This is a genomic window from Corynebacterium sp. HMSC08A12, assembly GCF_001807485.1.
In the GTDB taxonomy this organism is placed as follows: domain Bacteria; phylum Actinomycetota; class Actinomycetes; order Mycobacteriales; family Mycobacteriaceae; genus Corynebacterium; species Corynebacterium evansiae.
In genome coordinates, this window is sequence record NZ_KV789166.1 from 136,297 (window position 1) to 150,961 (window position 14,665).

General features: G+C 64.6%; 12 protein-coding genes. 1 reads left to right on the forward strand and 11 read right to left on the reverse strand.

What is annotated here, in order from left to right; all coding sequences use genetic code 11:
- Positions 1–44: 44 nt before the first annotated feature.
- The 7 genes from ndk to HMPREF3166_RS01755 all read right to left on the reverse strand — a co-directional run bounded on the left by ndk (position 45) and on the right by HMPREF3166_RS01755 (position 9,057).
- A complete protein-coding gene (gene ndk, locus HMPREF3166_RS01725; protein WP_005296491.1) occupies positions 45–455 on the reverse strand; it encodes a nucleoside-diphosphate kinase in 411 nt (136 codons plus the stop codon).
- Positions 456–509: 54 nt separating this feature from the next.
- Complete coding sequence (locus tag HMPREF3166_RS01730; protein WP_246816899.1) at positions 510–1,847, reverse strand: peptidoglycan recognition protein family protein; 1,338 nt, start codon at positions 1,845–1,847, stop codon at positions 510–512.
- A gap of 113 nt (positions 1,848–1,960) precedes the next feature.
- A complete protein-coding gene (locus tag HMPREF3166_RS01735) occupies positions 1,961–2,458 on the reverse strand; it encodes a DUF4233 domain-containing protein (protein WP_070487383.1) in 498 nt (165 codons plus the stop codon).
- Between the two features lie 48 nt (positions 2,459–2,506).
- The gene (locus tag HMPREF3166_RS01740; RefSeq protein ID WP_070487384.1) at positions 2,507–4,045 is read right to left on the reverse strand and encodes a bifunctional tetrahydrofolate synthase/dihydrofolate synthase; all 1,539 of its coding nucleotides are present in this window, start codon (positions 4,043–4,045) and stop codon (positions 2,507–2,509) included.
- Positions 4,042–6,840, reverse strand: coding sequence for a valine--tRNA ligase (locus HMPREF3166_RS01745; RefSeq protein ID WP_070487385.1), 2,799 nt, complete (start codon positions 6,838–6,840; stop codon positions 4,042–4,044). The genes HMPREF3166_RS01740 and HMPREF3166_RS01745 overlap by 4 nt, the downstream gene beginning before the upstream one ends.
- A 35-nt stretch (positions 6,841–6,875) precedes the next feature.
- Positions 6,876–7,964, reverse strand: a complete 1,089-nt coding sequence (locus tag HMPREF3166_RS01750; protein WP_246816900.1) for an alpha/beta hydrolase — start codon at positions 7,962–7,964, stop codon at positions 6,876–6,878.
- Between the two features lie 100 nt (positions 7,965–8,064).
- Positions 8,065–9,057: a malate dehydrogenase gene (locus HMPREF3166_RS01755; RefSeq protein WP_049050256.1), complete on the reverse strand. Its 993-nt coding sequence runs from the start codon at positions 9,055–9,057 to the stop codon at positions 8,065–8,067.
- A 175-nt stretch (positions 9,058–9,232) separates the two neighbouring features.
- Here HMPREF3166_RS01755 and HMPREF3166_RS01760 point away from each other — a divergent pair, with 175 nt between their 5' ends.
- Positions 9,233–10,042 carry a hypothetical protein gene (locus HMPREF3166_RS01760; protein WP_237746315.1) on the forward strand — a complete coding sequence of 270 codons (810 nt, stop codon included), beginning with the start codon at positions 9,233–9,235 and terminating at the stop codon, positions 10,040–10,042.
- Here HMPREF3166_RS01760 and clpX read toward each other — a convergent pair.
- The 4 genes from clpX to tig form a co-directional block, all read right to left on the reverse strand.
- Positions 10,039–11,313: an ATP-dependent Clp protease ATP-binding subunit ClpX gene (gene clpX, locus HMPREF3166_RS01765; RefSeq protein WP_011273210.1), complete on the reverse strand. Its 1,275-nt coding sequence runs from the start codon at positions 11,311–11,313 to the stop codon at positions 10,039–10,041. The two genes, HMPREF3166_RS01760 and clpX, sit on opposite strands and share 4 nt — an antisense overlap.
- A gap of 140 nt (positions 11,314–11,453) precedes the next feature.
- The gene (locus HMPREF3166_RS01770; RefSeq protein ID WP_005296507.1) at positions 11,454–12,083 is read right to left on the reverse strand and encodes an ATP-dependent Clp protease proteolytic subunit; all 630 of its coding nucleotides are present in this window, start codon (positions 12,081–12,083) and stop codon (positions 11,454–11,456) included.
- A 3-nt stretch (positions 12,084–12,086) separates the two neighbouring features.
- Positions 12,087–12,653, reverse strand: a complete 567-nt coding sequence (locus HMPREF3166_RS01775) for an ATP-dependent Clp protease proteolytic subunit (RefSeq protein WP_011273208.1) — start codon at positions 12,651–12,653, stop codon at positions 12,087–12,089.
- A gap of 206 nt (positions 12,654–12,859) precedes the next feature.
- On the reverse strand, positions 12,860–14,479 hold the full coding sequence (tig, locus tag HMPREF3166_RS01780; protein WP_035005363.1) for a trigger factor: 1,620 nt from the start codon (positions 14,477–14,479) through the stop codon (positions 12,860–12,862).
- Positions 14,480–14,665 lie beyond the last annotated feature (186 nt).

A 14,665-nucleotide genomic window follows, 5' to 3' on the forward strand; every position in this document is an offset into this window, starting at 1 on the left:
AAAACCGCGGACGCGCTGCGCCCGCGGTTAATCTGTCTAACTATTTACAGGTTCGGGAACCAGATGCCGATCTCGCGCTCAGCGGACTCCGGGGAGTCGGAGCCGTGGACAACGTTCTCGCCGACGGTCAGGGCGAAGTCGCCGCGGATGGTGCCCGGGGTGGCCTTCTCCACCGGGTGGGTGCCACCGGCCAGCTGACGCCAAGCGGCGATAGCGGACTCGCCCTCAACGATGCCGGCAACCAGCGGAGCGGAGGTGATGAAGTCCACCAGCTCGCCGAAGAAAGGCTTGTCGGAGTGCTCAGCGTAGTGCTTTTCCGCGGTCTCGCGGTCAGCGGTACGCAGGTCCAGCTCCACGAGCTTCAGACCCTTCTTTTCGATGCGGGAGATAATTTCGCCCACGTGGCCGTTCTTAACACCGTCGGGCTTGATCAGAATAAGAGTGCGTTCAGTCATGCCAGTGATTCTACACGTGGCGTCACGGCACCACAGCGCCGCGACACCCCAGCGCTACACGCGGCTGCGCACCTGATTCATCAGCGCGTAGGCGCGGTCACCCGGGCACGCGGTCGCGGTGGAGACGTCGCCCCAGTCGCGGTGGCCGGTGATCGTGCGGCGGGTCAGGTTCAGGCGGGCCGCGTTGTTCACGTAGCGCACGTGGCCGCGCGGGTCCAGGCCCAGCCCACGGCACAGGTGGCCGAGAACGCGCACCAGGGAGTTGATGGCGGCGGGAGTGGGAGCCTGCTGCATGAAGTTACCCAGCAGACACACACCAATGTTGCCGTCGTTCGCGTTGTACACGTGACCTGCGGTGACGGACATAGGGGATGCACCCAGGCTGCCGGACTGGAAGACCGCCTGGCCATCCGTGCCGGTGGTGCGCCCCTGGAACACGGTGCCGTCCGGGGCAATCAGCAGGTGGTAGCCGATGTCGCCCCATCCGCGACCGCCATTCGCCGAAGAGGCGTGGAAGGCATAGATGCTGCGGACGTTCGCGGCATAGTCACCGTTAACTGGAGTGGCCATCGCCGTGTGGTGCACAGTAATGAGCTGCGCGCGGGTGAAGCGGGGAGTCCACCCCATCAGCGACTCATTGGCACCCCACTCGCGGCGGGACACCACGCGCAGGCCGTTGATCACGTTCGCACCACCGATACCAGCGCCGCCACCCGGAGCCGGAGCACCCGGGTTGGCCAGGCCACTGGACTGCAGGATTCCGGCGATGGTGCCCGCCAGCGCCAGGGAGCCAGCCAGGCCCGCAGCTCCGGTCTCCAGGCTGCTTTGCAGTTCAGCCGGGTTGGAGGGCAGACCCATCGGTGCAGCGTAGGGTGCAATGCCCGCGCCGAAGATCTGTTCTTCCTGCCCCTTCGGAGCCTCCACAATGTGGAGGAACAGGCGCGTCGCCGGGTCGTTAACCTCGCCGGGCAGCCAGACGGCCGTGGCACCCTCGGGCAGCTCTACGGGTTCGGACTTCAGTGCGGAATCGTCGCCCTCGCGGTCGTGCGCCTCGGGCTGCACCACGCGATCCTCGGTGCGGCCGTCCTGGAACTCGAAGCGCAGGGTCGCCTGCGTTGCCTCGGTCGCTGCGGGCGCAAAGGTGATCGTGAGGTACCCGGTGCCTCCGGGTAGCTCGCCCTTTTGGTTGACGCCGATTCCCGTCCCGGTGAAGCCCTCTAGCTCGGCAGAGGTCGGTGCGCCGGCGGCTCCGGCGGGATCTGCACCGGGGAGTGCGTCGTCGGCGGAGGAGAAGACCCCCATGTTGTTGCGGTTGGCGAAGAGGAGGGAGCCACCAACGGCGGCTCCCAAAGCGGTGGAAGAACGGAAAAATGCACGGCGCGTTAACGTCATGCACCGGATAATAAACCACATTCGGGGGTAGCGGGAGACTTACCCCTATTTAAGGGTATTCCCAGGTGAGTGTTACCGATGTTAAAGGTGGTGCAAATGTGGCGTCATAAAGACTAGTCAGCGGGGGTAGCCGGGCGCCGCACGTTACCTTCCTCATCGAGGTGCTGGGAGGGCAGCAGGCCGCGCTCCATGCGGCGCATCAGGTTCGAGCGAAGGTGGTAGATGTACCACCAGCACAGAGCGAAGATCACGCCCATCGCCCCCATCGCCGGGTGCACGATGAAGCCCGCGACGGCCAGCACCTGCAGGGCAATGTTCAACCAGTCGGCCCACTTGGCCTTCTGCAGGAAGGCAGCGACGATCATCGCAACCCCCAGGCCGATCACGTAGACCAAGTTGAAGGTCGTGGCGGCGGAACCGGCGTCCACTCGGGTGATGACGGTCAGCACCAGCAGGATCACGATGGCTTCCATGATGTGCGTTCCGGCCATCACGCCGCGCAGCCCCTTCAGTGGGTCGTTGGCCGGGGCCTGGCCGGGACCTAGCGGGCCGTACTCGCTCTGCCCACTGTCCTCGCCAGCCTTACTGCGGTTGTGCGGGTTCTGTGCCACGATTCTGCAGCTCCTTGGTAGATCTTCCGTTAAAAAAACTGCCGGCGCCTACGCCGGTTCCTTGCCGAACAGCGTGCGGGCCTCCCCTGCCGTCACCACCGAGCCGGTGATCAGCACGCCAGCGCCGGACAGCACGCCATCCTCGTCGTCTTCGGCCAGTTGGGTGGCGACCTCCACGGCTCCGGGCAGGTTCGCGGATACGTGCACGCGCTCCTCACCGAAGGCATCCCGCGCGTACTCGGCCAGCACGTCGACCGGCAGGGCGCGCGGGGAGTTCACCTCCGTCACCACGATCTCGTCCATCACGGGCTCCAGGGCGGCCAGGATGCCGCGGGCATCCTTGTCCCCCAGCACTCCGACCACGCCGACCAGCCGGCGGAACTCGAAGTCGCGGTCGATAGCCGCAGCCAGGGCTTTCGCCCCGTGGGGGTTGTGCGAGGCGTCGATAAATACGCTCGGGGTGGAGCGCACGCGCTCCAGTCGGCCGGGCGAGGCGACGGAGGCGAAGCCTTCCCGTACCGTGTCCACGTCCAGCTGCCGCTCGGCTCCGGCACCGAAGAACGCCTCCACGGCAGCCAGAGCCACGGCGGCGTTGCGCGCCTGGTGTTCGCCGGAGAGCGGCAGGAAGATGTCTGTGTACTCGCCAGCCAGGCCGCGGATGGTCACGGTCTGCCCACCGACGGCAATCTGGCTGGAGATCACACCGAACTCGCTCCCGGCGCGGGCGACGGCGGAATCCTTCGCCACGGCCTCTTCCAGCAGCACGCGCATCGCCGCCGGCTCCTGCTCGGCGACGATCGTCACGTTGTCCGGCGGGGTGAGCAGATCGTCGGCATCCCAGCGGGCCTTGATGATGCCCGCCTTCTCGCCTGCGATTTCCTCTAGCGTGTCGCCCAGGTAGTCCGTGTGATCCAGCCCGATCGGGGTGATCACGGCAACGTCGGAGTTCACCACGTTCGTCGCGTCCCAGCGCCCGCCCATGCCGGTTTCCACCACGGCAACGTCCACCGGCGCGTCGGCGAAGGCCGCGTAGGCCATGGCCACCAGCACCTCGAACTTGCTCATCTGCGGGCCACCCTCGGCCTGGCTCTTCGCGTCCACCATTTCCACCATCGGCTGGATGTCGCGCCACGTATCCACGTAGTCGCGCGGGTGCAGTGGCTTGCCGTCGATGGCGATGCGTTCGGTGACGATCTGCAGGTGCGGGCTGGTTGTCCGTCCGGTGCGACGGTGGAAGGCGCGCATCAGCGATTCGATCATCCGCACCACGGAGGTCTTGCCGTTCGTTCCCGCAACGTGGATCACCGGGAACGCACGCTCCGGGTGGCCGAGCAGATCCATCAGCATCTCGACGCGCTCGAGCGTCGGGTCGATCTTGGTCTCCGGCCAGCGCTGATTCAGCTCCGCGTCGACCTCCGCCAGCGCGGCCAGGTCTTCGGGCGTAATGGGGCGTTCTTTTACTGACGCCACCTCGGCCTCGTCCGCCCCCACACCGTCGATAGGCAGGGCTAGGCCTGCATCGTCGAGCGTGACCTCTTCCGGGTAGCTATCCCCGACCTTGCCGTCGGTGAACTTGTCGTCGGTCATGCCTTTGGCAGGCCTTCCAGGCGGGCAGTGATGCGCTCGAACTCTTCCTGTGCGACGCGCTGGCGCTCGCGGATTCCCTCGACGACCTTCTCCGGCGCCTTGGACAGGAAGTTTTCGTTGCCCAGCTTCTTCGCCGCGTTATCCAACTCCTTCTGAGCTGCCGCGAGGTCCTTCTCCAGGCGCTTGCGCTCCGCGGCAACGTCGACGGTGCCGGAGGTATCCAGCTGCACGGCGATCGTGGCCTGGGACAGGCGCACCTCGATGGAAGCGGTCTCCGCGAAGTCTTCCTCCGGGGTTTCCAGGCGCACCAGGGAGCGCACGGCCTCCTCGAAGTCGGCCAGGTCAGCGGCGGCGAAGTCCAGGGCGGCGGGCACCTTCTGGGAGGGCTTTACACCCTGGTCGCTGCGGAAGCGACGCAGCTCGGTGACCAGCTTGTCCACGTCCGCCATTCGGCGTACCGCATCGGCATCGGTCTGCACCCCACCGTTGGTGAGGTCTGCAGTCGGCCACTCGGCGGTGACCAGGGAGTCGGAGTAGCCCTCTTCCCCATCGGTCAGCGCCTTCCACAGCGTCTCAGTCACGAAGGGCATGGCCGGGTGCAGCAGGCGCAGCACTGCGTCCAGCACGCGGCCCAGCACGATCTGGGTGCTGATGCCCCGCTGGACCTGTGCCTCCGTGGCACTGTCCCAGTCACGCGGGATCTGCACCTTGGCGATCTCCAGGTACCAGTCGCAGAATTCGCCCCAGGCGAAGCGGTACAGATTCTCGTTTGCCAGGGAGAACTCGTAGCGGTCCAGCGCGTCGTCTACCAGCTGGCGAACCTCTTCCAGGCGATCCAGGATCCAGCGGTCGGCATCCGTCAAGGTCTCGCGGGCGGGCAGTTCGCCCACACGCGCGCCGTTCATCAGGGCGAACTTGGTGGCGTTATACAGCTTGGTGGCGAAGTTACGGGAGGACTGCGCAGCATCCTCACCCACCGGCAGGTCGGAGCCTGGGTTGGCGCCGCGCGCCAGGGTGAAGCGCAGTGCATCCGCACCGTAGTCGCGCACCCAGTCCATCGGGTCGATGCCGTTACCCAGGGACTTCGACATCTTGCGGCCGTGCTCGTCGCGCACCAGGCCGTGCAGGAAGATGTCCTTGAACGGAATCTGCGGGCGGCCGTCCTTGCCGGCGCCCAGCACCTCAGGGGTGTGCTTGGAGGCGAAGGTGGCGAACATCATCATGCGGGCGACCCAGAAGAACAAAATGTCGTAGCCCGTCACCAGCACACTTGTTGGGTAGAACTTCTCCAGATCCGGGGTCTTCTCCGGCCAGCCCATCGTGGAGAACGGCCACAGGGCGGAGCTGAACCAGGTGTCCAGCACGTCCTCGTCCTGGCGCCACCCCTCGCCCGTCGGGGCTTCATCGTCCGGTCCGCAGCACACGATCTCGCCGTTCGGGCCGTACCAAATTGGAATGCGGTGGCCCCACCACAGCTGACGGGAAATGCACCAATCGTGCATGTCGTCCACCCAGTCGAACCAGCGCGGCTCCTGGGAGGACGGGTGGATCACCGAGTCGCCGGAGCGGATCGCATCGCCAGACATCTTCGCCAGATCTTCGACCTTGACGAACCACTGCTCGGACAGGCGCGGCTCCACGGCCTCCTTGGAACGCTCGGAGTGGCCCACGCTGTGCACGTAGGGGAACTTGCGGGCCACGATGCGCCCCTGCTCCTCCAGCGCCAGGCGGATCTTCTCGCGCGCCTCGTAGCGCTCCATGCCGTCGAACTCGGTGCCGGTGTTCGCAATGTGGCCGGTCTCGTCCATGATCACCGGCATCGGCAGGTCGTGGCGCTGGCCCATCGCAAAGTCGTTCGGGTCGTGCGCCGGCGTGATCTTCACCGCGCCGGTACCGAACTCCGGGTCCACGTAGTCGTCGGCCACCACGATCATCTGGCGATCCGGTAGGAACGGGTGCGGCAGGGTCTTGCCCACCAGGTCCGCGTAGCGCTCGTCCTCCGGGTGCACGGCAACGGCCACGTCGCCCAGCATCGTCTCCACGCGCGTGGTCGCCACGACCACGTGCGGCTCGGAATCGTCCAGCGAGCCATAGCGGATGCTCACCAGCTCGCCCTCGTCATCGGAGTACACAACCTCGATGTCGGAGATCGCAGTCTGCAGCACCGGGGACCAGTTCACCATGCGATTCGCGCGGTAGATCAGGCCGGCGTCAAAAAGCTCCTTGAACATCGTCTGCACAGCGCGGGACAGGCCATCGTCCAGGGTGAAGCGCTCGCGCGACCAATCCACGGAATCGCCGATGGCGCGCATCTGGCGCTGGATCACGCCACCGTACTGGTCCTTCCACTCCCAGACCTTCTCCACGAAGGCCTCGCGGCCGTAGTCGAAGCGATCCTTGCCCTCGGTTTCCTTCAGGCTGGCCTCGACCTTAGTCTGGGTCGCGATACCCGCGTGGTCGGAGCCGGGCAGCCACAGAACCTCGAAGCCCTGCATGCGCTTGCGGCGGGCCATCGCATCCATCAGCGTGTGGTCCAGCGCGTGGCCCATGTGCAGCTGGCCGGTCACGTTCGGCGGCGGCAGCACAATGCTGAAGGGCGGCTTGTCGCTGGAAGGATCGGCCTTAAAGTAGCCGGAGTCCACCCACCCCTGGTAGAGGTTTTCCTCTACCGCGGCGGGGTCCCATGCCGCGGGTAGCTGTGCCGAGCGGTCGGCACCAATCGGGTTAGAGCCATTTGCCTTAGAACTGGAGTCACTCACGTCTGCCAAGTCTAGTAGACGGCCCGGACAGGGCATACACCCCGCCTACCACCCGCTCACCCACTGAGCGTTTACATCTCGAGCATCGCCCGCAACACACCCGCAGCCTCGTCCAACGCCCGCCCGGAGTTATGCCACACGCCCGAAGAATTCACGAAGGGGTGAATCAGGCCGGGGTGGCGTCGGAAAGAAACGGGCACACCTGCCTCCCGCAGCTTCTCGGCATAGGCCGTGCCCTCGTCGCGCAGCGGATCGAACCCGGCGACGGCGACATAGGCCGGAGCCACCCCGCTGACGTCGTCGGCGAGCAGGGGTGAAACGTCCGGGTCCAGCCGCTGCACGTCGTCGGTGAGGTACTGGTCGCGATACCACTGCATGTGCGCCTGGGTCAGGAAGTAGCCCTTGGAGAACTCCTTGTGGCTGGGTGTATCCAGCCTGGAAAGATCCGTGACCGGCACAAACAGCAGCTGCGCACGCGGCTGTTCCTGGCCTTCGCGCTTACGGCGCAGGCACACCACGGCGGCCAGGTTGCCTCCCGCGGAATCGCCGCCGACGGCCACCCTATTCTTATTGACGCCCTTAACCTCGCCCGCCATGGCCGCATCAACCACGTCACAGCAGTCGTCCGGCGCGGCGGGGAAAGGATGCTCCGGGGCCAGGCGGTAGTCCACGGAGAGCACGGCTACGCGGGCGGCTTCGCACAGCCAGCGGCAGGTGGAATCGTGCGAGTCGAGGGAACCAACCACCCAGCCGCCGCCGTGGAAGTACACCAGGGTGGGCAGGTCCTCGTCCGGCGAGACCGCCCCGGTGGGACGGTAGTGGCGTACGCGCACGCCCCGGATCCGCTCCTCCACCACGGAGCCGACCTGGGTGACGTGTCCGCCGGCCATGTACGCGGCGTCCTCCACAACCGCGCGGGTGGCTTCGACGGGCTGCTGGGAATAGTCCGCCGGGTGCATCAGGTCGGTGACCAGGCTAGAGGCGCGTACGTCGGAATCCAGTCGTTCGCCGTCGGAGTTAGTGCGGGAGCCGAAGATGCGCAGAACCGGCGCGGGGATCGCGGGCAACAGGCACCCGGCGCGGGCGATGAGCTGGCTGAAAAGCGAGTGCTGGAGTGGTTGGGAGTGGATAGGGGCTGTGGTGTCAGTGGGATTCGTCATGCCTAACATAAAACCACCCGACCAGGCGGCCGGGTGGCGATATGCAGAAAAAAGTTTTTCCTTAGGAAACTACAGAAAAACTACCGAGAACTGCAGGAAACTACAGCAGGCCAGCCTCCACGACAGCGGCCTTTTCCTCCTGCAGCTCCTTGATGTTTGCGTCGATGCGCTCCTGCTGCGCCGGGCTGATCTCCAGGCCCTGCACGATCTCCCACTCGCCGTTAACAGAGCGGCAGGGGAAGGAGAAGACCAGACCCTCCGGGATTCCGTAGGAGCCGTCGGAAGGCAGTGCGACGGAAACCCAGTCGCCCTCGGCGGTGCCGTTCACCCAGTCGCGCATGTGGTCCAGCGCGCCGCTTGCCGCGGAGGCTGCCGAGGAGCGCCCGCGGACCTCGATGATCTCCGCGCCGCGCTTGGCTACGCGCGGGATGAACTCATCGTTTACCCACGCCGCATCTAGCTTGTCAGCGACCTTCTCACCGTTCAGCGTCAGCTCCGTAACGTCCGGGAACTGGGAGGCGGAGTGGTTGCCCCAGACGGTCATGTTCTTCAGGTCGCGCACTGCCACGCCCAGCTTGTCCGCCACCTGCGCCAGGCCACGGTTGTGATCCAGGCGGGTCAGGGCGGTAACGCGGCGCGGGTCGAGGCCCTCTGCGTGGGCCGCAACGATCGCCGCGTTGGTGTTCGCCGGGTTGCCGACGACAATCACGCGGACGTCATCGGCGGCGTGCTCGGCGATCGCCTTCCCCTGCGGGCCGAAGATCTTGCCGTTGGCGGCCAGCAGGTCGGCGCGCTCCTCACCCTTCTGGCGGGGCTTGGCGCCCACCAGGAAGGCTGCGTTGGCATCCTTGAAGCCCTCGTCGAGTTCGGCGGTGATGGTGACCTCCCCCAGCAGCGGGAAGGCGCAGTCGGCCAGCTCCAGGGCCACACCGCGGGCGGCCTGCAGGCCCTGCTCGGTCTCCAGCAGCCGCAGGTTCACTACGCGGTCGCCGAAGACCTCCCCCTTGGCGATGCGGAACAGCAGGGAGTAGCCGATCTGGCCGCCGGCACCCGTGACGGTGACGGTAACGGCATTCTGGTTGTTGGTGGTCACGCGGGGCTCCTTAAGCAATGCGTTGGTGAGAATTTTCTTAAATCCTCTCCCTACTGTAATAACCTGCCCGACACCCTGCACTCTCACTGCATTCGCACATCAAACCACCCCCGCACGAGCCTGGATTAACTGCACATCGCTGCAGGCTCAGCCTCTTCATAGATAAACTGAATTGGTGCAGAATAAGCCCCACCTTCCCGCCTCTGCGGCCTGGTATGGCCTCGGCGAACAGCAGTACATCCAGGCCATGAACACCGCCGTGACCATCGCCATCCGGGTCGGTGCCGCATTCACTCCTGAACACTTGGCCGCGATCACCCAGGCCGCACGCCTGCCGCAGAACTGCGAGCTGCTGGATTCCCCGGCTCGCCTGTACGAGGAAGCGCTGCGTTATGCCCACTCCTCCATCTGGCCCGTGCCGCTAAATGGTTATGACAACCCGGAGATGGAAAGCTCCCCTGTCCGCGAGATGCGCAAGCTCGTCGCCGCCACCTACACGCGCTTTGCCACCCACCCGGACGCAGTGCGCCTGATTGTGGCGGAGAATCTGCTGGGCGATCCGGAGCTCGTCCACCGCGTAGGCGTTTTAGAGGATTCCCCGGTGGTGCTGCACCTGGATCGCGTGCTAATGCGCGGCCACGATATTGGCGCCTTTCGCAGCGGCGTCTCCGCGGAGGATACCTATGCACTCATCACCGCGCTGTGCTCCTTCGCCGTCACCCAGGGCCCAACGTTCCATGCCCTGTACGGCATGGATTCCAGCACCCCCGAAAACGAGGATGGCCTGCGGACCCTGACGTGCGATGCGGTCATCGCCTTCCTCACCACCACGATGCCCACCAACCAGGGCGCGTCGTACACCCACGCTTCGCATTCTTCGGTGATTGGTACCTCGGTCGCCGCGTCGCTCTACAACCACGCACGGCATGAGGATGAAGAGGTTGATGACGCCCCCTCGGCGCCATCGGACCTATATCACGACTAGGCGCTCTTCTTATCCCGCTTGGCGACCTCTTCGTGGGTCAGCAGGGTCGGTTCCGCCTCCCCGCGGGCGCATGCGCCGGTGATGATGACCTCGCCGGTTTCCTCATCTTCAGGGATGGCGAACATGGTCGGCAGCAGCAGGGTTTCCATGATGGACCGCAGGCCGCGGGCGCCGGTCTCGCGGGCCAGTGCCTTCTGGGCAATCTCTCGCAGCGCCTCGTCCTCGAAGGTCAGGCGCACGCCGTCCATGTCGAACAGGCGCTGGTACTGGCGCACCAGGGAGTTCTTCGGCTCGGTGAGTACGCGCACGAGGGCGTCCTCGTCCAGGTGGCCGACGTGGGTCAGCACCGGCAGGCGGCCGATCAGCTCGGGGATCAGGCCGAACTTCACCAGGTCCTCCGGCTCCACGAACTGGAACGGGTTCGGATCCTCCTCGGACTTCGCGCTGATCTCCGCGCCGAAGCCCAGCCCCTTCTTGCCGCGGCGCTCGGAAATGACCTTCTCCAACCCGGAGAACGCGCCCGCCACGATAAACAGAACGTTCTTCGTGTCGAACTGGATGAACTCCTGGTTCGGGTGCTTGCGGCCGCCCTGCGGCGGAACGGCGGCAACGGTGCCTTCCAAGATCTTCAGCAGAGCCTGCTGCACGCCCTCGCCGGACACGTCGCGGGTGATAGACGGGTTCTCCGACTTGCGGGAGATCTTGTCCACCTCATCGACGTAGATAATGCCGCGCTGGGCCTTCGCCACGTCGAAGTCGGCGGCCTGGAGAAGCTTCAGCAGGATGTTCTCTACGTCTTCACCGACGTAGCCGGCTTCGGTCAAACTGGTGGCGTCAGCAATGGCGAAAGGCACATCGAGCATCCGGGCGAGCGACTGCGCCAGATAGGTCTTGCCCGAACCGGTCGGCCCCAGCATCAGAATGTTGGACTTCGCCAGCTCCACCTCGTCGTCGGAGCGGCGAGCGGCGGCGTTCGACTCCTCGACCTGGATGCGCTTGTAGTGGTTGTACACGGCGACGGCCAGGGTGCGCTTGGCCTCGTCCTGGCCGATCACGTAGCTATCCAGGAACTCGGCGATGGCCGCGGGCTTCGGCAGCTTCGCCGAGCTCTCCGCGGGATCGACCGCCAGCAGCTCCTCTTCGATGATCTCGTTACAAAGCTCGATGCATTCGTCGCAAATGTAAACACCAGGGCCGGCAATCAGCTTGCGGACCTGCTTCTGGCTCTTTCCACAGAAGGAGCACTTCAGGAGCTCTGCGCTTTCAGGCATGCGGGACATCAGGCTTTCTTGGATCGGGTAACTTGCGGGACAGCTAGATTAGCACCCTCGTAGGCCTTCAATTCTACTGCGCCACACCAAAAACCCCGCGGAAGCTGAAAGCCCCGCGGGTCGCTAGAGTTTGCCGGGTGCTACTTCTGCGCCGACAGCTTGCGGTAGTCGAAGACCTGGTCGACGATGCCGTACTCCTTGGCCTCCTCGGCCGTCAGGATCTTGTCACGGTCGGTGTCGATGCGTACCTGCTCGGCGGACTTGCCGGTGTGGCGTGCCAGGGTCTCCTCCATCAGCTTGCGCATACGCTCGATCTCCTTGGCCTGGATCTCCAGGTCGGAAACCTGGCCCTGCACACCGCCGGTGGCGGGCTGGTGGATCAGCACGCGGGCGTTCGGCAGGGCTGCGCGCTTGCCCGGGGTACCGGCGGCCAGCAGCACGGCGGCGGCGCTGGCGGCCTGGCCGAGGCACACGGTCTGCACGTCCGGGCGGACGTACTGCATCGTGTCGTAGATCGCCATCAGGCTGGTGAAGGAACCGCCGGGAGAATTGATGTACATCGTGATATCCCGGTCCGGGTCCAGCCCCTCCAGCACCAACAGCTGCGCCATGATGTCGTTGGCGGAAGCGTCGTCCACCTGGGTACCCAGGAAGATGATGCGCTCCTCGAACAGCTTGTTGTACGGGTTGGATTCCTTCGCGCCGTAGCTGGAGTGCTCCACGAACGACGGCAGGATGTATCGCATTTCTGGCATCTGCATCTCTGACATGTCTTAGCTCTCCTTCGCAGAGGTGATGACGTGGTCGACGAAACCGTATTCCTTGGCCTGCTGGGCAGTGAACCAACGGTCGCGGTCGGAATCCTTGGTGATCTGCTCAACGGTCTGGCCGGTGAACTCCGCGATCAGCTCCGCCATCTCCCGCTTGGTGTAGGCGAACTGCTCCGCCTGGATGGCGATGTCGGCGGCGGTGCCGCCCACGCCTGCGGAAGGCTGGTGCATCATGATGCGGGCGTGCGGCAGGGCGTAGCGCTTACCCTTCGTGCCTGCGGAAAGCAGGAACTGGCCCATGGACGCCGCCAGGCCCATTCCGTAGGTAGCGATGTCGCACGGCGCGTACTTCATCGTGTCGTAGATAGCCATACCCGCGGTGACGGAGCCGCCGGGAGAGTTGATGTACAGGCTGATGTCGCGCGTCGGATCCTCTGCGGACAGCAGCAGAATCTGGGCGCACAGCTCGTTGGCGATCTCGTCGTCCACCTGGCTGCCCAGGAAGATGATTCGCTCGCGCAGCAGGCGCTCGTAGACTGAGTCTCTATGGTTTGGGGTTTCCGAACTCAACTTCGCTCCTTGCCGAAAGTTTTACGAAAGTTCACTTTTGTATGCGCCCCAGCCTAGTCACACCCGTCGGCAAAGCGTGCCTTCCGGTGGGGTTGTTCGCTGTCAGCGCACGGTGTGGCTGCGCACCGGAGCGGGTACGGGGCAGGCGGGGCAAAAAGAAAACCGCCAGAACCTCGCGTGGAGGTCCCGGCGGTCAGGGAAAACTCTTAGTCTTCCTTCTTCTCCGCTGCCTTCTTGGCAGTGGACTTCTTGGCAGTGGTCTTCTTGGCCGTAGACTTCGAAGCCTTCTTAGCGGTCGACTTCTTAGCCGTGCTCTTCTTGGCAGTCGACTTCTTAGCGGTCGACTTCTTGGCCGTGCTCTTCTTCGCGGTGGACTTCTTGGCAGTCGACTTCTTGGCCGTGCTCTTCTTCGCGGTGGACTTCTTGGCAGGAGCCTTCTTCGGCTTCTCCTCAGCCTTATCCGCCTTGTCTGCCTCGGCCTTGTCAGCCTTGTCGCCCTCAGCCTCAACGTCGCCGAAGTACTCCTTCGGGTCAACGTCCGCACCGTCGGTGTCCTTCACGGAGGTACGGGCGATGTTCAGCGCCAGAGCCTTGCCGCGACGGACGTCAGCGAACAGGCTGCCCAGCTGGCCGGCCTGCTGCAGCTGCATGATGAACTGGTTCGGGTCCATGCCGTACTGGTTTGCAGTGAAGGCGATGTGATCCATCAGCTCTTCCTGGGAAACCTCCGGCTGCTCCTTGTCCGCAACTGCGTCCAGGAACAGCTGGGTGCGCACGGAATCCTCAGCGGAGCTGCGTGCATCCTCTTCGAACTTCTCGCGCGTCATGTCCTGGGCAGCCAGCATGGACTCGAAGACCTTCTCGTCGCCGCCGAACTGTTGGATGATCTGCTGGATCTGAGCGTCGACCTGCTCCTTAACAACACCCTCCGGCAGCTCAAACTCGGTCTGCTCCAGGGCCTCGGCCAGAACCTTGTCGCGGATCTCGCCGGCCTGGGTGTTCTTCAGCTGCTGCTCGACCTGACCCTTCAGGGACTCCTTCAGCTCGTCCAGGGTGTCGAACTCGCTGGCCAGCTGTGCGAAGTCATCGTCCAGCTCCGGCAGCTCGCGCTCCTTGACGGAACCGAGCTTGACGGTAACCTCAGCCTCTTCGTCGGCGTGCTCGCCGGCAACCAGCTTGGAGGTGAAGGTGGACTCCTCGCCCTCCTTCATGCCGACCAGCGCATCATCCAGGCCCTCGATCAGGGAATCGTTGCCGACCTCGTGGGACAGGCCCTCGGTGGTGGCCTCGTCGACAGTCTCGCCGTCGATGGTGGCGGACAGGTCGATGGAGACGAAGTCGCCCTTCTTCACTGCGCGGTCAGCCGGCTTCAGGGTGCCGAAGCGAGCCTGCAGGTTCTTCAGCTCCGCATCGATGGCCTCGTCGTCGGCCTTCAGCGGTGCAACCTCAACGGAGATGGCGGAGAAGTCCGGAACCTCGATCTCCGGGCGAACGTCGACCTCGGCGGTGAAGGTGATGTGCTTGCCGTCCTCCAGCTCGGAGATCTCGATCTCCGGCTGGCCCAGGGCCTTCACGTCGTTCTCCTCGACAGCCTGACTGTAACGAGAAGGCAGCATCTCGTTGATGACCTGATCCAGGACAACGCCACGGCCCAGGCGAGCTTCCAGAATCTTCGCCGGAACCTTGCCCTTGCGGAAGCCCGGCATGTTTACCTGCTGCGCGAGGGTTGCGTAGGCCTTGTCGAACTCTGGCTTAAGCTCCTCGAATGGAACCTCAATCGTCAGCTTGGTGCGGGTGGCGCTCAGCTTTTCTACAGAGCTCTTCACGAATGCACACTCCTGTGTATTAATAGCTTCTTTGGCACCGCGGTCTCTCGTTTATCTCGCAGCGCTTTTTACGGTCGGTGCTCAATTTTATAGAACCATCGCCAGGCGCATCACGCTGGGGTGTGGTTTTCAGGCTCCCTGGCCACTAAGCGGATCGCCGAATCCCCCACCGATCCGGACTGCGAA

What these genes read in the sequence shown, in the direction of transcription:
- clpX (WP_011273210.1), bottom strand. Translation starts at nt 11,313, where the DNA reads ATGCCTGAAAGCGCAGAGCTCCTGAAGTGCTCCTTCTGTGGAAAGAGC.
- HMPREF3166_RS01730 (WP_246816899.1), bottom strand. Translation starts at nt 1,847, where the DNA reads ATGACGTTAACGCGCCGTGCATTTTTCCGTTCTTCCACCGCTTTGGGA.
- HMPREF3166_RS01740 (WP_070487384.1), bottom strand. Translation starts at nt 4,045, where the DNA reads ATGACCGACGACAAGTTCACCGACGGCAAGGTCGGGGATAGCTACCCG.
- ndk (WP_005296491.1), bottom strand. Translation starts at nt 455, where the DNA reads ATGACTGAACGCACTCTTATTCTGATCAAGCCCGACGGTGTTAAGAAC.
- HMPREF3166_RS01745 (WP_070487385.1), bottom strand. Translation starts at nt 6,840, where the DNA reads ATGCCCTGTCCGGGCCGTCTACTAGACTTGGCAGACGTGAGTGACTCC.
- HMPREF3166_RS01750 (WP_246816900.1), bottom strand. Translation starts at nt 7,964, where the DNA reads ATGACGAATCCCACTGACACCACAGCCCCTATCCACTCCCAACCACTC.
- HMPREF3166_RS01770 (WP_005296507.1), bottom strand. Translation starts at nt 12,083, where the DNA reads ATGTCAGAGATGCAGATGCCAGAAATGCGATACATCCTGCCGTCGTTC.